Here is a 15,690-nt window from a genome sequence, read left to right on the forward strand (position 1 = left end):
TCCCAAGTCCGCCATCTTACCGTGCATACCGGGCGCATGAGCCAGACATCGATCGAGCGGCTGAGAGAATATCTCGCGCAGCTCCCGCCGCAATCGCAGGCGCTGCTGATGCGCGAGTTCGAGCGCGCGCTGGAGCGCGGCCAGGACACGGCGGTCGCCACGCTTGTGCTCGAGCAGCTGCGCAAGATCGTGCGCAAGACGGAAGCCGACGAGGCCGCGCCGCCGCGCACGGACGATCTGTCGAGGCTGCTGTTCCAGCCGCTGGAACCATTCTTCGTCGAGGCCGGCGCGCCGATACGGGTCGGGCAGATCCGCCGTTCCTCACTGCAGCCGATCTGGCAGTGGCTCGGCCGCGACGGTGCTCCGGCCAAGGTGAGTGAGTTCGAGGCCACGCTGGCGCGCCTGCCGAGCAGCGACAATGCCGGCCCGGTCGAAGCCCTGGCCGAGAAGCTGCAAGCGGTGGCGTCCGACGCGATCGCCGAGCTGGTTGGACCGGGCGGCGGCGACAAGTCGCGTGCGCTTGCCCGCGTCGGCGCGCCCAACGTGATCGAGGATCTCTATTCGATCGGCGCGGTGCTCGGGGTTCGCGAGGCCCTCGCGACCCTCAACGAAAAGCTTCCGCGCTTCCTGCGCACGTTCGGCGATCCCCAGATCGCGGCGGTGACGGCGGCGCTCAACATCCCCGCCCTCCAGACGCCGCAGATGCTGCCCTTTGCGCTCTCGATGGTGATCCAGCGGATGACCGCGCCCTGGCAGATCATCCGCCTCGCCGTCAAGATCGCCGCTTCCGACGACGAGATCCGGGTCGCGGCGACGCCGTATGGCGTGGCGGTCACCATCGCGCTGCACGACCTCTCATGCCTCGCCGCCGTCCTGCGTATGGACATCAAGCGCGGCCGCTTCGACACGGTCGCCGACAATCTGAAGGCGCTGCACGATGGCGTGCGCGGCCTGCGCACAGAGCTCGACCTGCGCAACGATTCCGCCTGGGGCAAGCAGTTGACCTCGATCCGGGCGGACATCTCCAACGCGCTGCAATCGGAGATCGACAGCGTTCCCGGCCGCGTGCGCCGCATCTTGCGCCAGCGCGCCGAGAAGGACATTCCGCCTGGTGCGCGGATCGACGGCACGGAGGTGGAGGAGGCCGCGGCGCTGATCGATTTCGTCGCGACCTGCCGCAACTATGCGAGCGAACTAGCGATCAACGAGGTGACGCTGCGCACCTATTCCGACCTCCAGCAATATGTCGAGCGGTCGACGGAATCGCTGGTGCAGTCCCTGCGCGCCGCCGATCACAAGGTCCGCACCTACCGGCAGCAGCAGGTGCAGGCCGCGATCCGCTTCTGCGAGGTGCTGTTCGGCGACGACTACGCGTCGCTGATGAGCCGGGCCGCGGAAAACGCGTTGACCGGCGAGCGCAAATCGTCGCGGGCAAGCTGATCCAAGCGCATATTTTTGTAACCACAATTTCAGGTTGACGCTGCCCGTGACGGACCGTACGGTTTCGTGCACATTATGGGAATTTCTATCTGTGGGCGCATGAAACCGATTATCAGCTTTGTTGAACTCGAGAATCGCGTGATCTCGGCGACGTATCGGAGATTGATGGTCAGGGCGAAGGTGGTCCTGGTCGAGAAGGCGAGCGGCCGGCAGTTGCCGGAGCCTGTTACGACAATTGCATCCCCGGTTCCCGTCGGTGCGTTGCGCATCAGGTTGCCGGACACGATCAAGCCGGGAACATATTTCCTGAAGGCCCTCAACGGGCGCGGCGAGGATGCCGCCCAGAGCGCGGACTTCGAGATCGGCTAAGCCGTTGGATTTCCTCTGTTTAGAGACTACGTCCGCTCGCGCCAAATTGACAATTGTCAATTGCCGCCTCGTCCAGCCGTGGTGTAAAGCCAGCCATGGGCGCGGATCGCGCGCTGCCGGAAGCTTGCCTGATGACACTATGGTTCGTGTTCGCGCTGATGACGGTCGCGGCGATTTTCGCCGTGCTCTGGCCGCTCGGCCGTGGCGGTCGCGCTGAGCGGCAAGACACTGAAAATCAAGGCAGCGAGGTCGCCGTCTACAAGGACCAGTTGGCCGAGATCGAGCGTGACCTTGCGATCGGGCTGATCGCGGCCCCGGAAGCGGAGGCCGCGCGCGTCGAGATCGGCCGCAGGCTGCTTGCCGCCGCTGGCAGCGAGACTGCGCCTGCGCCGAGGTCGAACCTCAAATGGCGCCGCGCCGCGGCCGTGCTCGCACTCGTTGGCCTACCGCTCGTTGCGATCGCAGTCTACATGCCGCTCGGTTCGCCCCGGCTTCAGGACTTCCCGCTGGCGCAACGGGACCGCGCGCCCGGCATGGCGCAGTCGCTCGAGAATCTCGTCGTGCAGGTCGAGCAGCATCTGGAAAAGAATCCCACCGACGGACGCGGCTGGAACGTGCTTGCGCCGGTGCTGGAGCGGCTCGGCCGTTATGACGATGCCGTGCGCGCCTACCGCAACTCGCTCACCTACAATGGCGAGAGCGCGGAGCGCAGGTCCGACCTCGGCGAAGCGCTTACGGCCACTGCCGGCGGCGTGGTGACCGCCGAGGCCAAGACCGAATTCGAGCGCGCGCATGCCTTGAACGCCGAAGATCCCAAGGCGAACTACTTCCTTGGGCTTGCCGCCGAACAGGACGGCCGCAAGGACGATGCGGCTAACATCTGGCGCGCGCTGCTTGCGAAGGCGCCGGCGGATGCGCCGTGGCGCCCCCTGGTGCAATCCTCGCTCGCGCGGGTCGGCGGCGGCAGCACTGCACCGGCGCTGTCGGACGAGACGATGGCGGCCGCGAAGGACATGAACGAGGGCGATCGTGGCGCGATGATCCGCGGCATGGTCGAGCGTCTCGCCAACCGCCTCAAGCAGAACGGCGACGATGTCGACGGTTGGCTGCGTCTGGTGCGCGCCTATCTCGTGATGGGCGATCGCGACAAGGCGATGGGCGCCTCGACCGACGCCCGTCAGGCGGTGGCCAATGACGCCGAGCGGCTGCGCCAGCTCAACGAAGGCCTGAAGAATCTCGGGCTCGACGGATGACGATCGCGGGACGGGACGAGCGGAGAAGAGACACGCCATGACGCGCAAGCAGCGACGTATGACCATCATCGGCGGCTCGCTCGCCGTGCTCGCGCTCGCCGCCGCGCTCGTGCTCAACGCCTTGCGCGACTCCATCGTGTTCTTCTCGACCCCGAGCATGGTCGCGGAGAAGCACGTCGCACCGGGCAAGCGGTTCCGTCTTGGCGGGCTGGTGCAGCCCGGTTCGCTCCGGCGCGGCGACAATCTCGCGGTGACCTTCGAAGTCGCCGATGGCAACGCGAAGCTGCCGGTTGCCTACAAGGGCATCCTGCCGGACCTGTTCCGTGAAGGGCAGGGCGTCGTTGCAGAAGGCATGCTCGACGCCAACGGCGTGTTCAAGGCCGACACGGTGCTCGCAAAGCACGACGAGACCTATATGCCGAAGGACGTCGCCGACGCCCTGAAGAAGCAGGGGCACTGGAAGGACGACTACGGTGCCAAGCCTGCAGCAACGACGGCGCAGGGCAATTCGCAGGGAGCGGTGCGGTGATCGCTGAATCCGGACATTACGCCCTGGTGCTGGCGCTCGGGCTGGCGCTGATCCAGTCCTTCGTGCCGCTGATCGGCGCACGGCTGCGCGATCCCGCCCTGATGAACGTGGCGCGCTCCGCCGCGCTGGCACAGCTTCTGTTCGTCGGCGCGTCGTTCACGGCGCTGGTCATGCTGCACGTGACCTCGGATTTCTCCGTCGCCAACGTCTACGAGAATTCGCACTCCATGAAGCCGCTGATCTACAAGATCACCGGCGTGTGGGGAAACCATGAAGGCTCGATGCTGCTGTGGGTGTCGATCCTGGCGCTGTTCGGCGGGCTGGTCGCGATCTTCGGCAACAATCTGCCGCTGTCGCTGCGCGCGCATGTGCTCGCCGTGCAGGCCTGGATCGCCAGCGCCTTCTATCTTTTCATCCTGATGACCTCGAATCCGTTCCTGCGCATCGCCAACCCGCCGATCGAGGGGCGCGATCTCAACCCGGTGCTTCAGGACATCGGTCTCGCCGTGCATCCGCCGATGCTCTATCTCGGCTATGTCGGGTTCTCGATCTCGTTCTCCTTCGCGATCGCGGCGCTGATCGAGGGCGGGATCGACGCGGCCTGGGCGCGCTGGGTGCGGCCCTGGACATTGGTGGCCTGGATATTCCTGACGCTCGGCATCGCCATGGGCTCCTACTGGGCCTATTACGAACTCGGCTGGGGCGGCTGGTGGTTCTGGGATCCGGTCGAGAACGCCTCGCTGATGCCGTGGCTTGCCGGCACGGCGCTGCTGCACTCGGCGCTGGTGATGGAGAAGCGCAACGCGCTGAAGGTCTGGACGATCTTGCTGTCGATCCTGACCTTCTCGCTGTCGCTGCTCGGCACCTTCCTGGTGCGCTCGGGCGTCATCACTTCGGTCCACGCCTTCGCCAACGATCCCACGCGCGGCGTGTTCATTCTCCTGATCCTCTGCCTGTTCATCGGCGGCAGCCTGTCGCTGTTCGCGGGGCGCGCGACCGCCTTGAAGCAGGGCGGCCTGTTCGCGCCGATCTCGCGCGAGGGGGCGCTGGTGCTCAACAACCTGCTGCTCACGGTGGCCTGCGCGGTCGTGCTGTTCGGCACGCTCTATCCGCTGGCGATGGAGGTGCTGGCCGACTTCAAGATGTCGGTCGGCGCGCCCTTCTACAATCTCAGCTTCGTTCCGCTGTTCGCGCTGCTGCTGCTTGCCGTGCCGTTCGGGCCGATGCTGGCATGGAAGCGTGGCGATCTGCTCGGCGTCACCCAGCGCCTGCTTGCGGCAGGCGTCGCCGGACTTGTCGCCGTCGCCATCGCCTGGGGCTGGGCGCGCGGCGGCAGCGCGCTCGCGCCGCTGGCGATCGGCCTTGGAATCTTCGTGATCGCCGGCGCCGTCACGGACCTGGCCGAACGGACCGGCCTGTTCCGCCTGCCGTTCGCGGCGACGTTGCACCGGGCGCGCGGCCTGCCGCGCTCGGCCTGGGGCACGGCGTTTGCGCATGCCGGCCTCGGCGTCGCGCTGATCGGCATCGTCTGCGAGACCACCTGGAACAGCGAGTATATCGCGACGATGAAGCAGAACGACGTCGCGCATGTCGCCGGCTACGATCTGAAGCTCGACGGGCTGTTTCAGCGCCAGGGGCCGAACTTCCGCGAGATGATCGCCGAGTTCAACGTCAGCCGCAACGGCGAGGCGCTCAGCACCATGACGCCGTCGAAGCGCAGCTTCACCACCCGCGGCTCCTCGACGACGGAGGCTGCGCTCCTGACCCGCGGCGCGAGCCAACTCTACATCTCGCTCGGCGACGTCACCGCCGAGGGCGCCGTCGCGGTGCGCATCTATCACAAGCCCTTCGTGCTGCTGATCTGGTGGGGACCGGTGCTGATGGCGTTCGGCGGCATGCTGTCGTTGTCCGACCGGCGCCTGCGCGTCGGTGCGCCGAAACCGGCGCGGGCGAAGCAACGCCTGCAACCGGCGGAGTGATCGCCATGCGCCGGATGTTTGTCGCGCTCATCGCACTCGCGCTGCTAGGGTCGCCGGCGGCCCGCGCGGTGCAGCCCGACGAGATCATGGCCGATCCGGCAAAGGAGGCGCGCGCGCGCGAATTGTCGCGGGAGCTGCGCTGCATGGTCTGCCAGAACCAGTCGATCGACGATTCCGAGGCGCCGCTTGCGCGCGACCTGCGGCTGTTGGTGCGCGAGCGGATCGCGGCCGGCGACAGCAATTCGCAGGTGCTCGATTTCCTGGTCGCGCGTTATGGCGAATTCGTACTGCTCAAGCCGCGCTTTGAGCGGCAGACCTTGCTGCTCTGGCTGCTCGCACCGGTCCTGCTCGCCGGAGGCGGTCTGGCGCTGTGGCTGCAGATTCGGCGTCGTTCGCAGAATGGTGCAGATGTACCAATGCCGCCGCTCACGCCCGACGAAAAGGCGCGGCTCGCCGCCCTGATGTCCGACGACGCGGCATCGCACTAGCTACGTAATGATACGTAGCTAGTGCAGCGCAGTGTGCTTCATGCTCTGTTGACCTTTGTCTGGAAGCTTGTCGCGAGATTCGATTCCAGACTTAGAGTTCTCCGATGTTCGCCAACAGCAACCTGACGATCCGCTTCCTGGTTGGAGCCGTCGTTGCCGCATTATTGTTCTTGCTGGGCATCGGCGGAGGCACCGGATTTGTCGCGGTGCTTTATCTCAACAACGAGATCACCAGCCTGTCGTCCGATTTCGCCGCCCTGAGCGGCCCCTCGCGTGACCACGCGATGCAGATCTACCAGCAGGCGCAGGCCGCATTCTCCTATTTCCTGGTCGCCTGCGGCGCGATCACGGTCATCGCCTTTGCGATCTGTCTTTCGACCTGGTTTGCCGTGCGCAACGGTATTTTGCGTCCGCTGGCGGCGATCGTGCATGCCATGCGCGAGGTCGCCGACCAGAAGTTCGAAACGCCTGTTCCGGGGTTGGGCGGCTCGAACGAGATCGGCCTCCTGGCAAGCGCGCTGGAGGTCTTCAAAACCAACGGGATTGAGCGGCGCCGGCTCACCGCGCGGCAGTTGCAGGAAGCGCAGCACCAGGCCGAGCGGTCGACGTATCTCGACGCCCGCATCAAGGGCTTCAACGAGCTCGTCGCCAGCGTCGTCGACAGCGTGGCGTCCTCCGCCGTGCACCTGAAGCGCAACGCCGAGACGTTGTCACGGGCGGCCAACGACACCAGCAGCAAGGCCAATGCGGTGGCGAGCGCCGCAGGCCAGGCCAGCGCCAGCGTCCAGACGGTCGCAGGCTCAGCCGAAGAGATGACGGATTCGATCGGGACGATCAGCCGCCGGGTTACGGAGGCGACCCAGCGCGCCGAGGGCGCTGCGGCCCAGGCGGAGAAGAGCCGCGATACCATTCACACGCTGTCGGACGCCGCCGACAAGATCGGCGAGGTCGTGCAACTCGTGCAGGCCATCGCGTCGCAGACGAACCTGCTCGCGCTCAACGCCACGATCGAGGCGGCGCGGGCAGGAGAGGCCGGCAAGGGGTTCGCGGTGGTCGCCTCCGAGGTGAAGAACCTCGCGCACCAGACCAGCAAGGCCACCGAGGAAATCACCTCCCACGTCGCCAGCATCCAGGGCATCACCGCGGAGACGCGCGGCGCGATCGATGGCATCTCCAGGACGTTGTCGGAGATTTCGTCGATCATGTCCGGCATCGAGGTCGACACCGCCCAGCAGCGCAACGCGACACAGGACATCACGCGCAGCGCGCAGGATGCCGCGCGGGGAACCCTCGACGTCTCCAACCACATTGTCCAGATCACCTCGACATCGGCGGAGACCGGGCGCATGGCCGCCGAGGCACGCGATTCCGCTGTCGACCTGTCGCAGCAGGCCGAGACCCTGAAGCGCGAAGTCGACGAATTCATCGTCAGCGTCAGGGCGGGTTGACAATCGGCAAGGTACTTTCGTTCCCGTCACGGGAACCCGGTTAAGTTCCTGTGCTACCACGATTTTTGACCTGCGCTAAACTGCCGCATCCAGGCGGCCCCTTCATTACGAAAGTTTAACCCCGCCGCCAGCGCACGGTAAGGCGGAAGCCCCCATCTTCAGGAGCGTAAGATGCCGCTACCTGGCACCAAAAGGATTTCAAGGCCTTGGAGACCTCTGCATGAACGACCGTCCCGATCTTTCGAACCTACCGTCCTACCGGCAGTCGCGCCGGTCGGTTTTCTCGGCCCGTAAAATCGCGCTGATGGCCTCGGTCGTCGCCGGCCTCGGTGTCGCTGTCTATGGCTTCAGCCCGTCGACCTCGCCGGCCGACCTATTCTCGAGCCCGGCTCATGCGCAGGTCAACAACGAGGTCCGGAAGGTCGAACGCCCGATCGGTTTCGCTGATATCGTCGAGCGGGTGAAGCCGTCGGTGATCTCAGTGAAGGTCAACATCAAGGAAAAGTCCGCGAGCAACGATGACGGCGACGATTCCTCGCCGTTCCAGCCGGGCTCGCCGATGGAGCGCTTCTTCCGCCGCTTCGGCGGTCCGGATGGCTTCCCGGGCATGAAGGGCGGCCGTGGCCGCGTCGTGCAGGGCCAGGGCTCCGGCTTCTTCATCTCGGCCGACGGCTTTGCAGTGACCAACAACCACGTGGTCGACGGCGCTGACAAGGTTGAGGTGACGACTGACGACGGCAAGACCTATACCGCCAAGGTGATCGGCACCGACCAGCGCACCGACCTCGCCCTGATCAAGGTCGAGGGCGGCTCGAACTTCTCGTTCGCCAAGCTTGCCGACGGCAAGCCGCGGATCGGCGATTGGGTGCTCGCGGTCGGCAATCCCTTCGGCCTTGGCGGCACCGTCACCGCGGGCATTGTCTCGGCGAGCGGGCGCGACATCGGCAACGGTCCCTATGACGATTTCATCCAGATCGACGCCCCCGTGAACAAGGGCAATTCCGGCGGTCCGGCCTTCAACACCGATGGCGAGGTGATGGGCGTCAACACCGCGATCTACTCGCCCTCCGGCGGCAGCGTCGGCATCGCGTTCTCGATCCCGGCCAACACCGTGAAGAACGTGGTCGCCCAGCTCAAGGACAAGGGCTCGGTCAGCCGTGGCTGGATCGGTGTGCAGATCCAGCCCGTGACGGCCGACATCGCCGACAGCCTCGGCATGAAGAAGGCCGAGGGCGCGCTGGTGGCGGAGCCGCAGAAGGATGGCCCGGCTGCCAAGGCCGGCATCGAGTCCGGCGACGTGATCACCGCGGTCAACGGCGAATCCGTCAAGGATGCGCGCGAGCTCGCCCGCACCATCGGCGGCATGGCGCCCGGCGCGACCGTGAAGCTCAACGTGCTGCACAAGGGCCAGGACAAGGTCGTGAACCTCACCCTCGGCCAGCTGCCGAGCACGGTCGAGGCCAAGTCCGACACCGACAATGACAGCGGCAAGGGTGCGAGCCGCGGTACCGACGTGCCCAAGCTCGGCATGACGGTTGCGCCCGCGAACTCCGTGGCCGGCGCCGGCAAGGACGGCGTCGTGGTTACCGAAGTCGACCCGAAGAGCGCCGCGGCCGAACGCGGCTTCAAGGAGGGCGATGTGATCCTCGAGGTCGGCGGCAAGAGCGTGAGCACTGCCGGCGACGTCCGCGAAGCGATCAATGCGGCGCGGACCGACAACAAGAATAGCGTCCTGATGCGCGTCAAGAGTGGCGGCCAGTCGCGCTTCGTCGCGGTGCCCCTTGCCAAGGGCTGAGCCTCAGGAGCTTACGAGATGAAGGGTGTCGCTGGCATTAGTCGCCCCCGCCGCCGACGCCCTTCCGGGGAGCAGCGCAATGCTCGCTCCCCATTTCTACCTTCCGGTGGAATACGCCCCCCTCCGTCGGAAGGGTCTAGGGCGGTGAGGTCCCCCCAGCTTCACCGCCCGCCTTTTTCCCTACCCAAGGCACTTTCGCTCGGCTTGCATGCGACCGCCGCTCGCGCCATGCTCATAGAAGGTTGACCTCCTTGACCGCCGCCGACCGCACGATGCGCCTCCTCATCATCGAAGACGACCGCGAATCCGCCGACTATCTCGTGAAGGCGTTTCGCGAGGTCGGCCACATTGCCGATCACGCCAGCGACGGCGAGGAAGGCCTCGCCATGGCCGAGAACGGCGACTACGACGTTCTGGTGGTCGACCGCATGCTGCCCAAGCGCGACGGCCTGTCGCTGATTGGCGCCCTGCGCGACAAGGGTGAATCGACGCCCGTGCTGATCCTCTCGGCGCTCGGGCAGGTCGACGACCGCATCAAGGGCCTGCGTGCCGGCGGCGACGACTATCTGCCGAAACCGTATTCCTTCGCCGAGCTCCTGGCTCGGGTCGAGGTGCTGTCGCGCCGCCGCGGTGGTCCCGCCGAGGACACGGTCTACCGCGTCGGCGATCTCGAGCTCGACCGGCTGTCCCATCGTGTCGCTCGCGGCAAGGACGAGCTGACGCTCCAGCCGCGCGAATTCCGCCTGCTCGAATATCTGATGAAGCATGCCGGCCAGGTGGTGACGCGGACCATGCTGCTAGAGAACGTCTGGGACTATCATTTCGATCCGCAGACCAACGTGATCGACGTGCACATTTCGCGGCTGCGCTCCAAGATCGACAAGGGATTCGATCGGCCGCTGCTGCACACGATCCGCGGCGCGGGGTACATGATCCGTGACGGCATTCGGTAAACTCGTCCGCACCACTGCGTTCCGGCTGACGCTGGTCTATCTGCTGCTGTTTGCGATGTTCGCGGCGTCGCTGCTCGCCTATTTCGCCTGGAACACGCGCCGGCTGATCACCGAGGAAATCACGCAGACGGTCAACGTCGAAACCACCGAGATCAACGACATCTACATCCGCCGCGGCCTGTTCGGCCTCGCGCGCGCGATCGAGTACCGGGCGTTGCGGCCGGGCGCCAACCTCTATCTCGTGACCACCCCGACGGGGCAGGCGATCGCCGGCAATGTCGGCTCGCTGGCGCCCGGCGTAATGGCGACGCCCGGCTGGTCCGAGACGGCGTATCGGCGGATCGAGGACGCGGACGATCGCGATCACCGCGCGCTGGTGCGCGTCACCGAGCTGTCCAATGGCTTCCGTCTCCTGATCGGCCGCGATCTCGACGAGCGCCGCCGGCTGTTCGGCATCGTGGCAAAGGCGGCGCAATGGTCGATCCTGATCGTCGTTGTGCTGGGCCTTGGCGGTGGCATCTTCGTGGCCCGGCGCGTGCTGACACGCATCGACGCGATGACCGGCACTGCCCAGCGCATCATGACCGGCGATCTCAGCGAGCGGCTGCCGGTGGGCCGCAGCGGCGACGAGCTCGACCGGCTCGCCGAAAATCTCAACGCCATGCTGGAGCGGATCGAGGCGCTGATGGCGGGCCTCAAGGAGGTCTCCGACAATATCGCCCACGACCTCAAGACACCGCTGACACGCTTGCGCAACCGTGCCGAGGAGGCGCTGGCGAAATCGGGCTGCGAGGCCGATTACCGTGCGGCGCTGGAGCGGACCATCGAGGAATCCGACGGGCTGATCAGCACATTCAATGCGCTGCTGATGATCGCGCGTGCGGAATCCGGCCAGGCGCGCGGCAATATGGATGACTTCGATGCCGCCGAGGTCGCCAACGGCATCCACGAGCTGTACGAGCCGCTGGCCGAAGACGACGGTATGATTCTGAAGGTGAAGACGCAGGCCGCGCCGGTGCACGGCAACCGCGAACTGATCAGCCAGGCGCTCGCCAACCTGGTCGAGAATGCGATCAAATACGGCAAGCCGGTAACCCAGGCTGCGGGAACCGTGGTCAGCATGGACAGCCGGCAGATCAACATCGAGGCAAAGCGCGAGGGCGATCAGGTGCTGCTCAGCGTTACCGACCGCGGCCCCGGCATCCCCGAAGGCGACCGCAAGCATGTCGTCGAGCGATTCGTGCGGCTGGAGGCAAGCCGCACATTGCCGGGCTCCGGCCTTGGCCTCAGCCTGGCGTCGGCGGTCGCGACATTGCATGGCGGTGAATTGCGGTTGGGCGATGCCCAGCCCGGACTCGTCGCCACGCTGGTCCTGCCGGCCCGCGCGGGTGCGGGCGACAGGGTTGCTCCTCCAATGCAGGATGTGCCACAGAAGGTAGCATGAACCACTCCGCGCCGGGAAACGCGGACAAGACTGGTGAGAGCCTGGTCGCGCGTTTTGCGCAGGCTCCCCATATTGCCGCTTCCGCAACCGACGAACGACGCCTTGGGAATTGGCTGGCCGAGCTCGAGCCGGCACAATCGGCCAGTATCTCGGGACTGCTGGCCCATCCTTTCGCACGGGATATCCTGGCCGGCATCGCGGAATTCTCGCCTTATCTGTTCGAACTGGTTCGCACCGATCCGGCACGCCTGATCCGGCTCCTGCAATGCGATCCTGACGCGCATCTGGCGACGCTGATCGAGGAGGCGAGGGGTGCGGTGTTTGCCGCGGCCGATGAAGCCGAGGTGATGCGGCTGCTTCGTCGCATGAAGGCGGAGGCGGCGCTTCTGACCGCGCTGTGCGACATCGGCGGAGTCTGGCCGGTGATGCGGGTGACGGCGGCTCTGACTGATGTCGCGGTCTCCTCGGTGCAGGTGTCGCTCCAGTTCCTGCTGCGGCAGGAAGCCGCACGTGGAAAACTCTCGCCACCCAATCCCGAGGCTCCGGAAGAGGGCTGCGGCCTCATCGTGCTCGCCATGGGCAAGATGGGCGCGGGCGAGCTGAACTATTCCAGCGACATCGATCTCATCGTGTTCTTCGATCCCGACGCCACGACGCTGGCGCCGGATATCGAACCGCAGCCGTTCTTCGTCCGGGTGACGCAGGGCATGGCGCGCATTCTGCAGCAGCGCACTTACGACGGCTACGTCTTCCGCGTCGACCTGCGTCTGCGCCCCGATCCGTCCTCGACGCAAGTGGCGATCTCGCGCGACGCCGCGCTGAATTACTACGAGCGGGAAGGGCGGACCTGGGAACGCGCCGCCATGATCAAGGCACGCGCCTGCGCCGGCGATTCGGGGGCAGGCGAGGCGCTTTTGGCCGAGATCGCCCCCTTCGTCTGGCGCAAGCATCTCGACTTCGCCGCGCTTGCCGACGTGCACGACATGAAGCGGCAGATGCAGACCTATCGCGGCCAGAGCGAGATCGCGGTCGAAGGCCATAATGTGAAGGTTGGCCGCGGTGGCATCCGCGAGATCGAGTTTTTTGCGCAGACCCAGCAATTGATCGCCGGCGGTCGCCATCCGGAATTGCGGGTACGGCCGACGCTCGCAGCACTCGACGTGCTCGCCTCCAGCAACTGGATCACCCATGAGGCGCGCGACGAGCTGACCAAGGCATATGAATTCCTGCGCCGCGTCGAGCACCGCCTCCAGATGATCGCCGACGAGCAGACCCATGCGCTTCCCGAAGACAAGGAGGCGGTCGAACGCTTTGCCTGGTTCTTTGGCTATGCCAATCGCGAGGCCTTTGCCCGCGATCTGCTGCGCCAGCTCGAGATCGTCCAGGGGCACTACGAAAAGCTGTTCGAGGGTGACGACCCGACCGGCACGGCAAAACTGCCGGCCATCGACTACCGCGCCGGTCCCGAGGATCCGCGCCTGTTGCAGCACCTGACCATGCTCGGCTTCAAGAAGCCGGCCGCCCTCGCGCAGACCGTGCGCGACTGGATCACCGGTGATTATCGCGTGTTTCGCAACGAGCAGACGCGAAGCGCCTTCGTCGAGTTCGTGCCGGCCCTGATCGACGGCCTTGCGCACGCCGAGGAGCCGGATCGCGCGGTCGCGGCCTTCGATCATTTCCTCCAGGCGCTGCAGCGTGGCGGGCGCTTGATCACGCTATTGAGCCAGAACCGCGATCTCGTCGCGCTCGTCGCGCTGGTGCTCGGCGCGGCGCCGCGGCTCGGCGAGATGCTGGCGCGGCAGCCGCAGCTCATGGATGGCCTGATCGATCCGCGCTTCTTCGGCGCGATGCCGGACAAGCAGGAATTATCGGCGCGGTTGGCCGCGACGGTGCGCGATGCCGACTCCTACGAGGAGTTCCTCGATCGCCTACGCCTGTTCGGGCAGGAGAGCCTGTTCCTGATCGGCACGCGCATTCTCTCCGGCACCGTCTCTGCACAGCAGGCGAGCACGGCCTTTGCCGACGTCGCCGAAGGCATCGTCCACACCGTGCATGGCCTCGTCGCTGACCGCTTCGCTGCCCAGCACGGCCGGATCCAGGGGCAGGAGACCGCGATCATCGCCATGGGCCGGCTCGGCGGCCGCGAGATGACAGCGTCCTCCGATCTCGACCTGATCCTGCTCTACGATTTCGACAGCGAAAATCCGGATTCCGACGGAGCCAAATCGCTCCAGGGGGCGCATTATTTCGCCCGCTTCACCCAGCGCCTGATCAGCGCCTTCACCACGCGCACCAATTACGGCGTGCTGTATGAGATCGACATGCGGCTGCGACCGTCGGGGCGCGCCGGCCCGGTGGCATCCAGCATCGCGTCGTTCGCCGACTACCAGGCCAATGAGGCCTGGACCTGGGAGCACATGGCGCTGACGCGCGCGCGCGTGGTGTCGGCATCGCCCGAGTTCCGCCAGCGGATCGAGCGCGTCATCCGCGAGGTGCTGACGCGTCGCCGCGACGTGGCGATCATCGCCAACGACGTCGCCGACATGCGCCGCGCGATTGCGCAGGAGAAGGGCGAGACCGATTACTGGGATGTCAAATATGCCGCCGGTGGCATGGTCGACATCGACTTCATCGCGCAATACCTCCAGCTCGTGCACGCCCACGACAAGCCCGAGATTTTGGACGTCAGCACGATGCACGTGCTGGAGAATGCCGCGAAGCTCGGCGTACTCGCGCAATCGGAAGCCGAGATATTGCGCGCGGCTGCGCGGCTCTATCACGACCTGACGCAAATCCTGCGGCTTTGCGTCAGCGACCGCTTCAAGCCGGAGACGGCCGGCGTCGACCTTCAGCGCGTGATGGCGCGCGCCGGCGACGCGCCGGATTTTTCCGCGCTGGAGGCGCGGGTGAAGGAGACGCAGAGCGAGGTGCGGCGCGTGTTCACGGCGCTGTTGGAAGGGCAGTAGTCTGTTTCAGCGAGGCGATGGCCTCGCGCACGTTCGGCTCCAGTCCCGCGCCGCCGGCATCGAGATGGGCGAAGATCGCGCGCTTCATCCGCGGATCCCAGAATTTCTTGATGTGCTCGGCGATCCCCGGCACGGCCTTGTCATGGCCCTGGCTCTGGAAGAACTTGCCGATCTGGTTGGCCATGTAGATCAGGCGGTCAGGCGACATCTGCAACCTCCGTGGCATGGCGAGCGACAACCCGGCCGCCATGCGAAAACACTTCGAACCCGTCCTGGCGGGCAATGGCTATCAGCGTGATGCCGGCGGCTTCCGCGGTGCGGACCGCAAGCGCGGTGGGGGCGGAGACTGCGACCATCACCGGCGCGCCGATCGCGGCCGTCTTCTGCACCATCTCCACCGAAACGCGGCTCGTCAGCAGCACCATGCCGCCGCTTGCATCCGTCCGGCTACGCGCGAGTGCGCCTGCGAGCTTGTCGAGCGCGTTGTGGCGGCCGACGTCCTCGCGGAGGGCTGCGATGCCATTCGACGGCGACCAGAACGCCGCCGCGTGGACCGCACGGGTTTGCAGGTTGATCGATTGCAGCGGCGCGATGGCCTGCATCGCCGCCATGATCTGCTCCGGCGTGAAGCTCTGCCCCTGCGTCACGACAGCCGCAGGCCGTACGGCTTCGGCAATCGAGTCGATGCCGCAGATGCCGCAGCCGGTCGGGCCCGCAATGTGCCGCCGGCGCTCGCTGATGCGCCCGGCGTCCTCCGATGCCAGCCACATGCGCAGCTCGATCCCGTCGTCGAGGCGGACCACCTCGAGCGACTGGATATCATCCACGGACCTGACCAGGCCTTCGCTCAGGCTGAAGCCGACAGCGAAGTCTTCCAGGTTCTGCGGCGTCCCCATCATGACGGCATAGGTGCCGCCATTGTAGGTCAGCGCCAGCGGCGTTTCCTCCGGGATCAGACGCGTTCCCTCGGAGGCTGCGCCGTCGCGCCAGATCTCGCGGTCGATGGCCTGGACCGGGACGTGCATG

At 66.1% G+C, this 15,690-nt stretch carries 13 protein-coding genes; 11 read left to right on the plus strand and 2 right to left on the minus strand.

All coding sequences use genetic code 11. The features are described 5' to 3' along the window. Nucleotides 1-36: 36 nt before the first annotated feature. From AYJ54_RS13890 to AYJ54_RS13940, 11 genes are all read left to right on the plus strand, one after another. Entirely contained in the window at nt 37-1,440 is a 1,404-nt protein-coding gene (locus tag AYJ54_RS13890) for a hypothetical protein (RefSeq protein WP_063699466.1), read from the plus strand. A gap of 99 nt (nt 1,441-1,539) precedes the next feature. Then, complete coding sequence (locus AYJ54_RS13895) at nt 1,540-1,809, plus strand: hypothetical protein (protein WP_063699467.1); 270 nt, start codon at nt 1,540-1,542, stop codon at nt 1,807-1,809. 131 nt (nt 1,810-1,940) lie between these two features. Then, complete coding sequence (gene ccmI, locus AYJ54_RS13900) at nt 1,941-3,062, plus strand: c-type cytochrome biogenesis protein CcmI (protein WP_063699714.1); 1,122 nt, start codon at nt 1,941-1,943, stop codon at nt 3,060-3,062. Nucleotides 3,063-3,099: 37 nt separating this feature from the next. Beyond that, nucleotides 3,100-3,591 (plus strand): cytochrome c maturation protein CcmE, encoded by a 492-nt coding sequence (gene ccmE / locus AYJ54_RS13905; protein WP_063699468.1) that lies wholly within the window; start codon nt 3,100-3,102, stop codon nt 3,589-3,591. Continuing rightward, nucleotides 3,588-5,570 (plus strand): heme lyase CcmF/NrfE family subunit, encoded by a 1,983-nt coding sequence (locus AYJ54_RS13910; protein ID WP_063699469.1) that lies wholly within the window; start codon nt 3,588-3,590, stop codon nt 5,568-5,570. The genes ccmE and AYJ54_RS13910 overlap by 4 nt, the downstream gene beginning before the upstream one ends. Nucleotides 5,571-5,575: 5 nt before the next feature. Beyond that, nucleotides 5,576-6,058: a cytochrome c-type biogenesis protein gene (locus tag AYJ54_RS13915; protein ID WP_063699715.1), complete on the plus strand. Its 483-nt coding sequence runs from the start codon at nt 5,576-5,578 to the stop codon at nt 6,056-6,058. Between the two features lie 104 nt (nt 6,059-6,162). Continuing rightward, nucleotides 6,163-7,506, plus strand: a complete 1,344-nt coding sequence (locus AYJ54_RS13920) for a methyl-accepting chemotaxis protein (RefSeq protein WP_063699470.1) — start codon at nt 6,163-6,165, stop codon at nt 7,504-7,506. Between the two features lie 220 nt (nt 7,507-7,726). After that, nucleotides 7,727-9,301 carry a Do family serine endopeptidase gene (locus AYJ54_RS13925; RefSeq protein WP_063699471.1) on the plus strand — a complete coding sequence of 525 codons (1,575 nt, stop codon included), beginning with the start codon at nt 7,727-7,729 and terminating at the stop codon, nt 9,299-9,301. Nucleotides 9,302-9,573: 272 nt separating this feature from the next. After that, nucleotides 9,574-10,254 carry a response regulator transcription factor gene (locus AYJ54_RS13930; RefSeq protein ID WP_063699716.1) on the plus strand — a complete coding sequence of 227 codons (681 nt, stop codon included), beginning with the start codon at nt 9,574-9,576 and terminating at the stop codon, nt 10,252-10,254. After that, complete coding sequence (locus AYJ54_RS13935; protein ID WP_063699472.1) at nt 10,238-11,698, plus strand: sensor histidine kinase; 1,461 nt, start codon at nt 10,238-10,240, stop codon at nt 11,696-11,698. Before AYJ54_RS13930 ends, AYJ54_RS13935 begins: the two co-directional genes overlap by 17 nt. Next, nucleotides 11,695-14,664 (plus strand): bifunctional [glutamine synthetase] adenylyltransferase/[glutamine synthetase]-adenylyl-L-tyrosine phosphorylase, encoded by a 2,970-nt coding sequence (locus AYJ54_RS13940; protein WP_063699473.1) that lies wholly within the window; start codon nt 11,695-11,697, stop codon nt 14,662-14,664. The genes AYJ54_RS13935 and AYJ54_RS13940 overlap by 4 nt, the downstream gene beginning before the upstream one ends. On the opposite strand, the gene AYJ54_RS13945 is transcribed toward AYJ54_RS13940, so the two are convergent. Together AYJ54_RS13945 and fdhD are read right to left on the minus strand one after the other, a co-directional pair. Continuing rightward, nucleotides 14,639-14,872: a formate dehydrogenase subunit delta gene (locus AYJ54_RS13945; RefSeq protein ID WP_063699474.1), complete on the minus strand. Its 234-nt coding sequence runs from the start codon at nt 14,870-14,872 to the stop codon at nt 14,639-14,641. The two genes, AYJ54_RS13940 and AYJ54_RS13945, sit on opposite strands and share 26 nt — an antisense overlap. Continuing rightward, on the minus strand, nt 14,862-15,689 hold the full coding sequence (gene fdhD, locus AYJ54_RS13950; RefSeq protein WP_063699717.1) for a formate dehydrogenase accessory sulfurtransferase FdhD: 828 nt from the start codon (nt 15,687-15,689) through the stop codon (nt 14,862-14,864). The genes AYJ54_RS13945 and fdhD overlap by 11 nt, the downstream gene beginning before the upstream one ends. Nucleotide 15,690: the final 1 nt, after the last annotated feature.

Origin of the sequence: Bradyrhizobium centrolobii (assembly GCF_001641635.1) — a bacterium.
Taxonomy (GTDB): Bacteria; Pseudomonadota; Alphaproteobacteria; order Rhizobiales; family Xanthobacteraceae; genus Bradyrhizobium; species Bradyrhizobium centrolobii.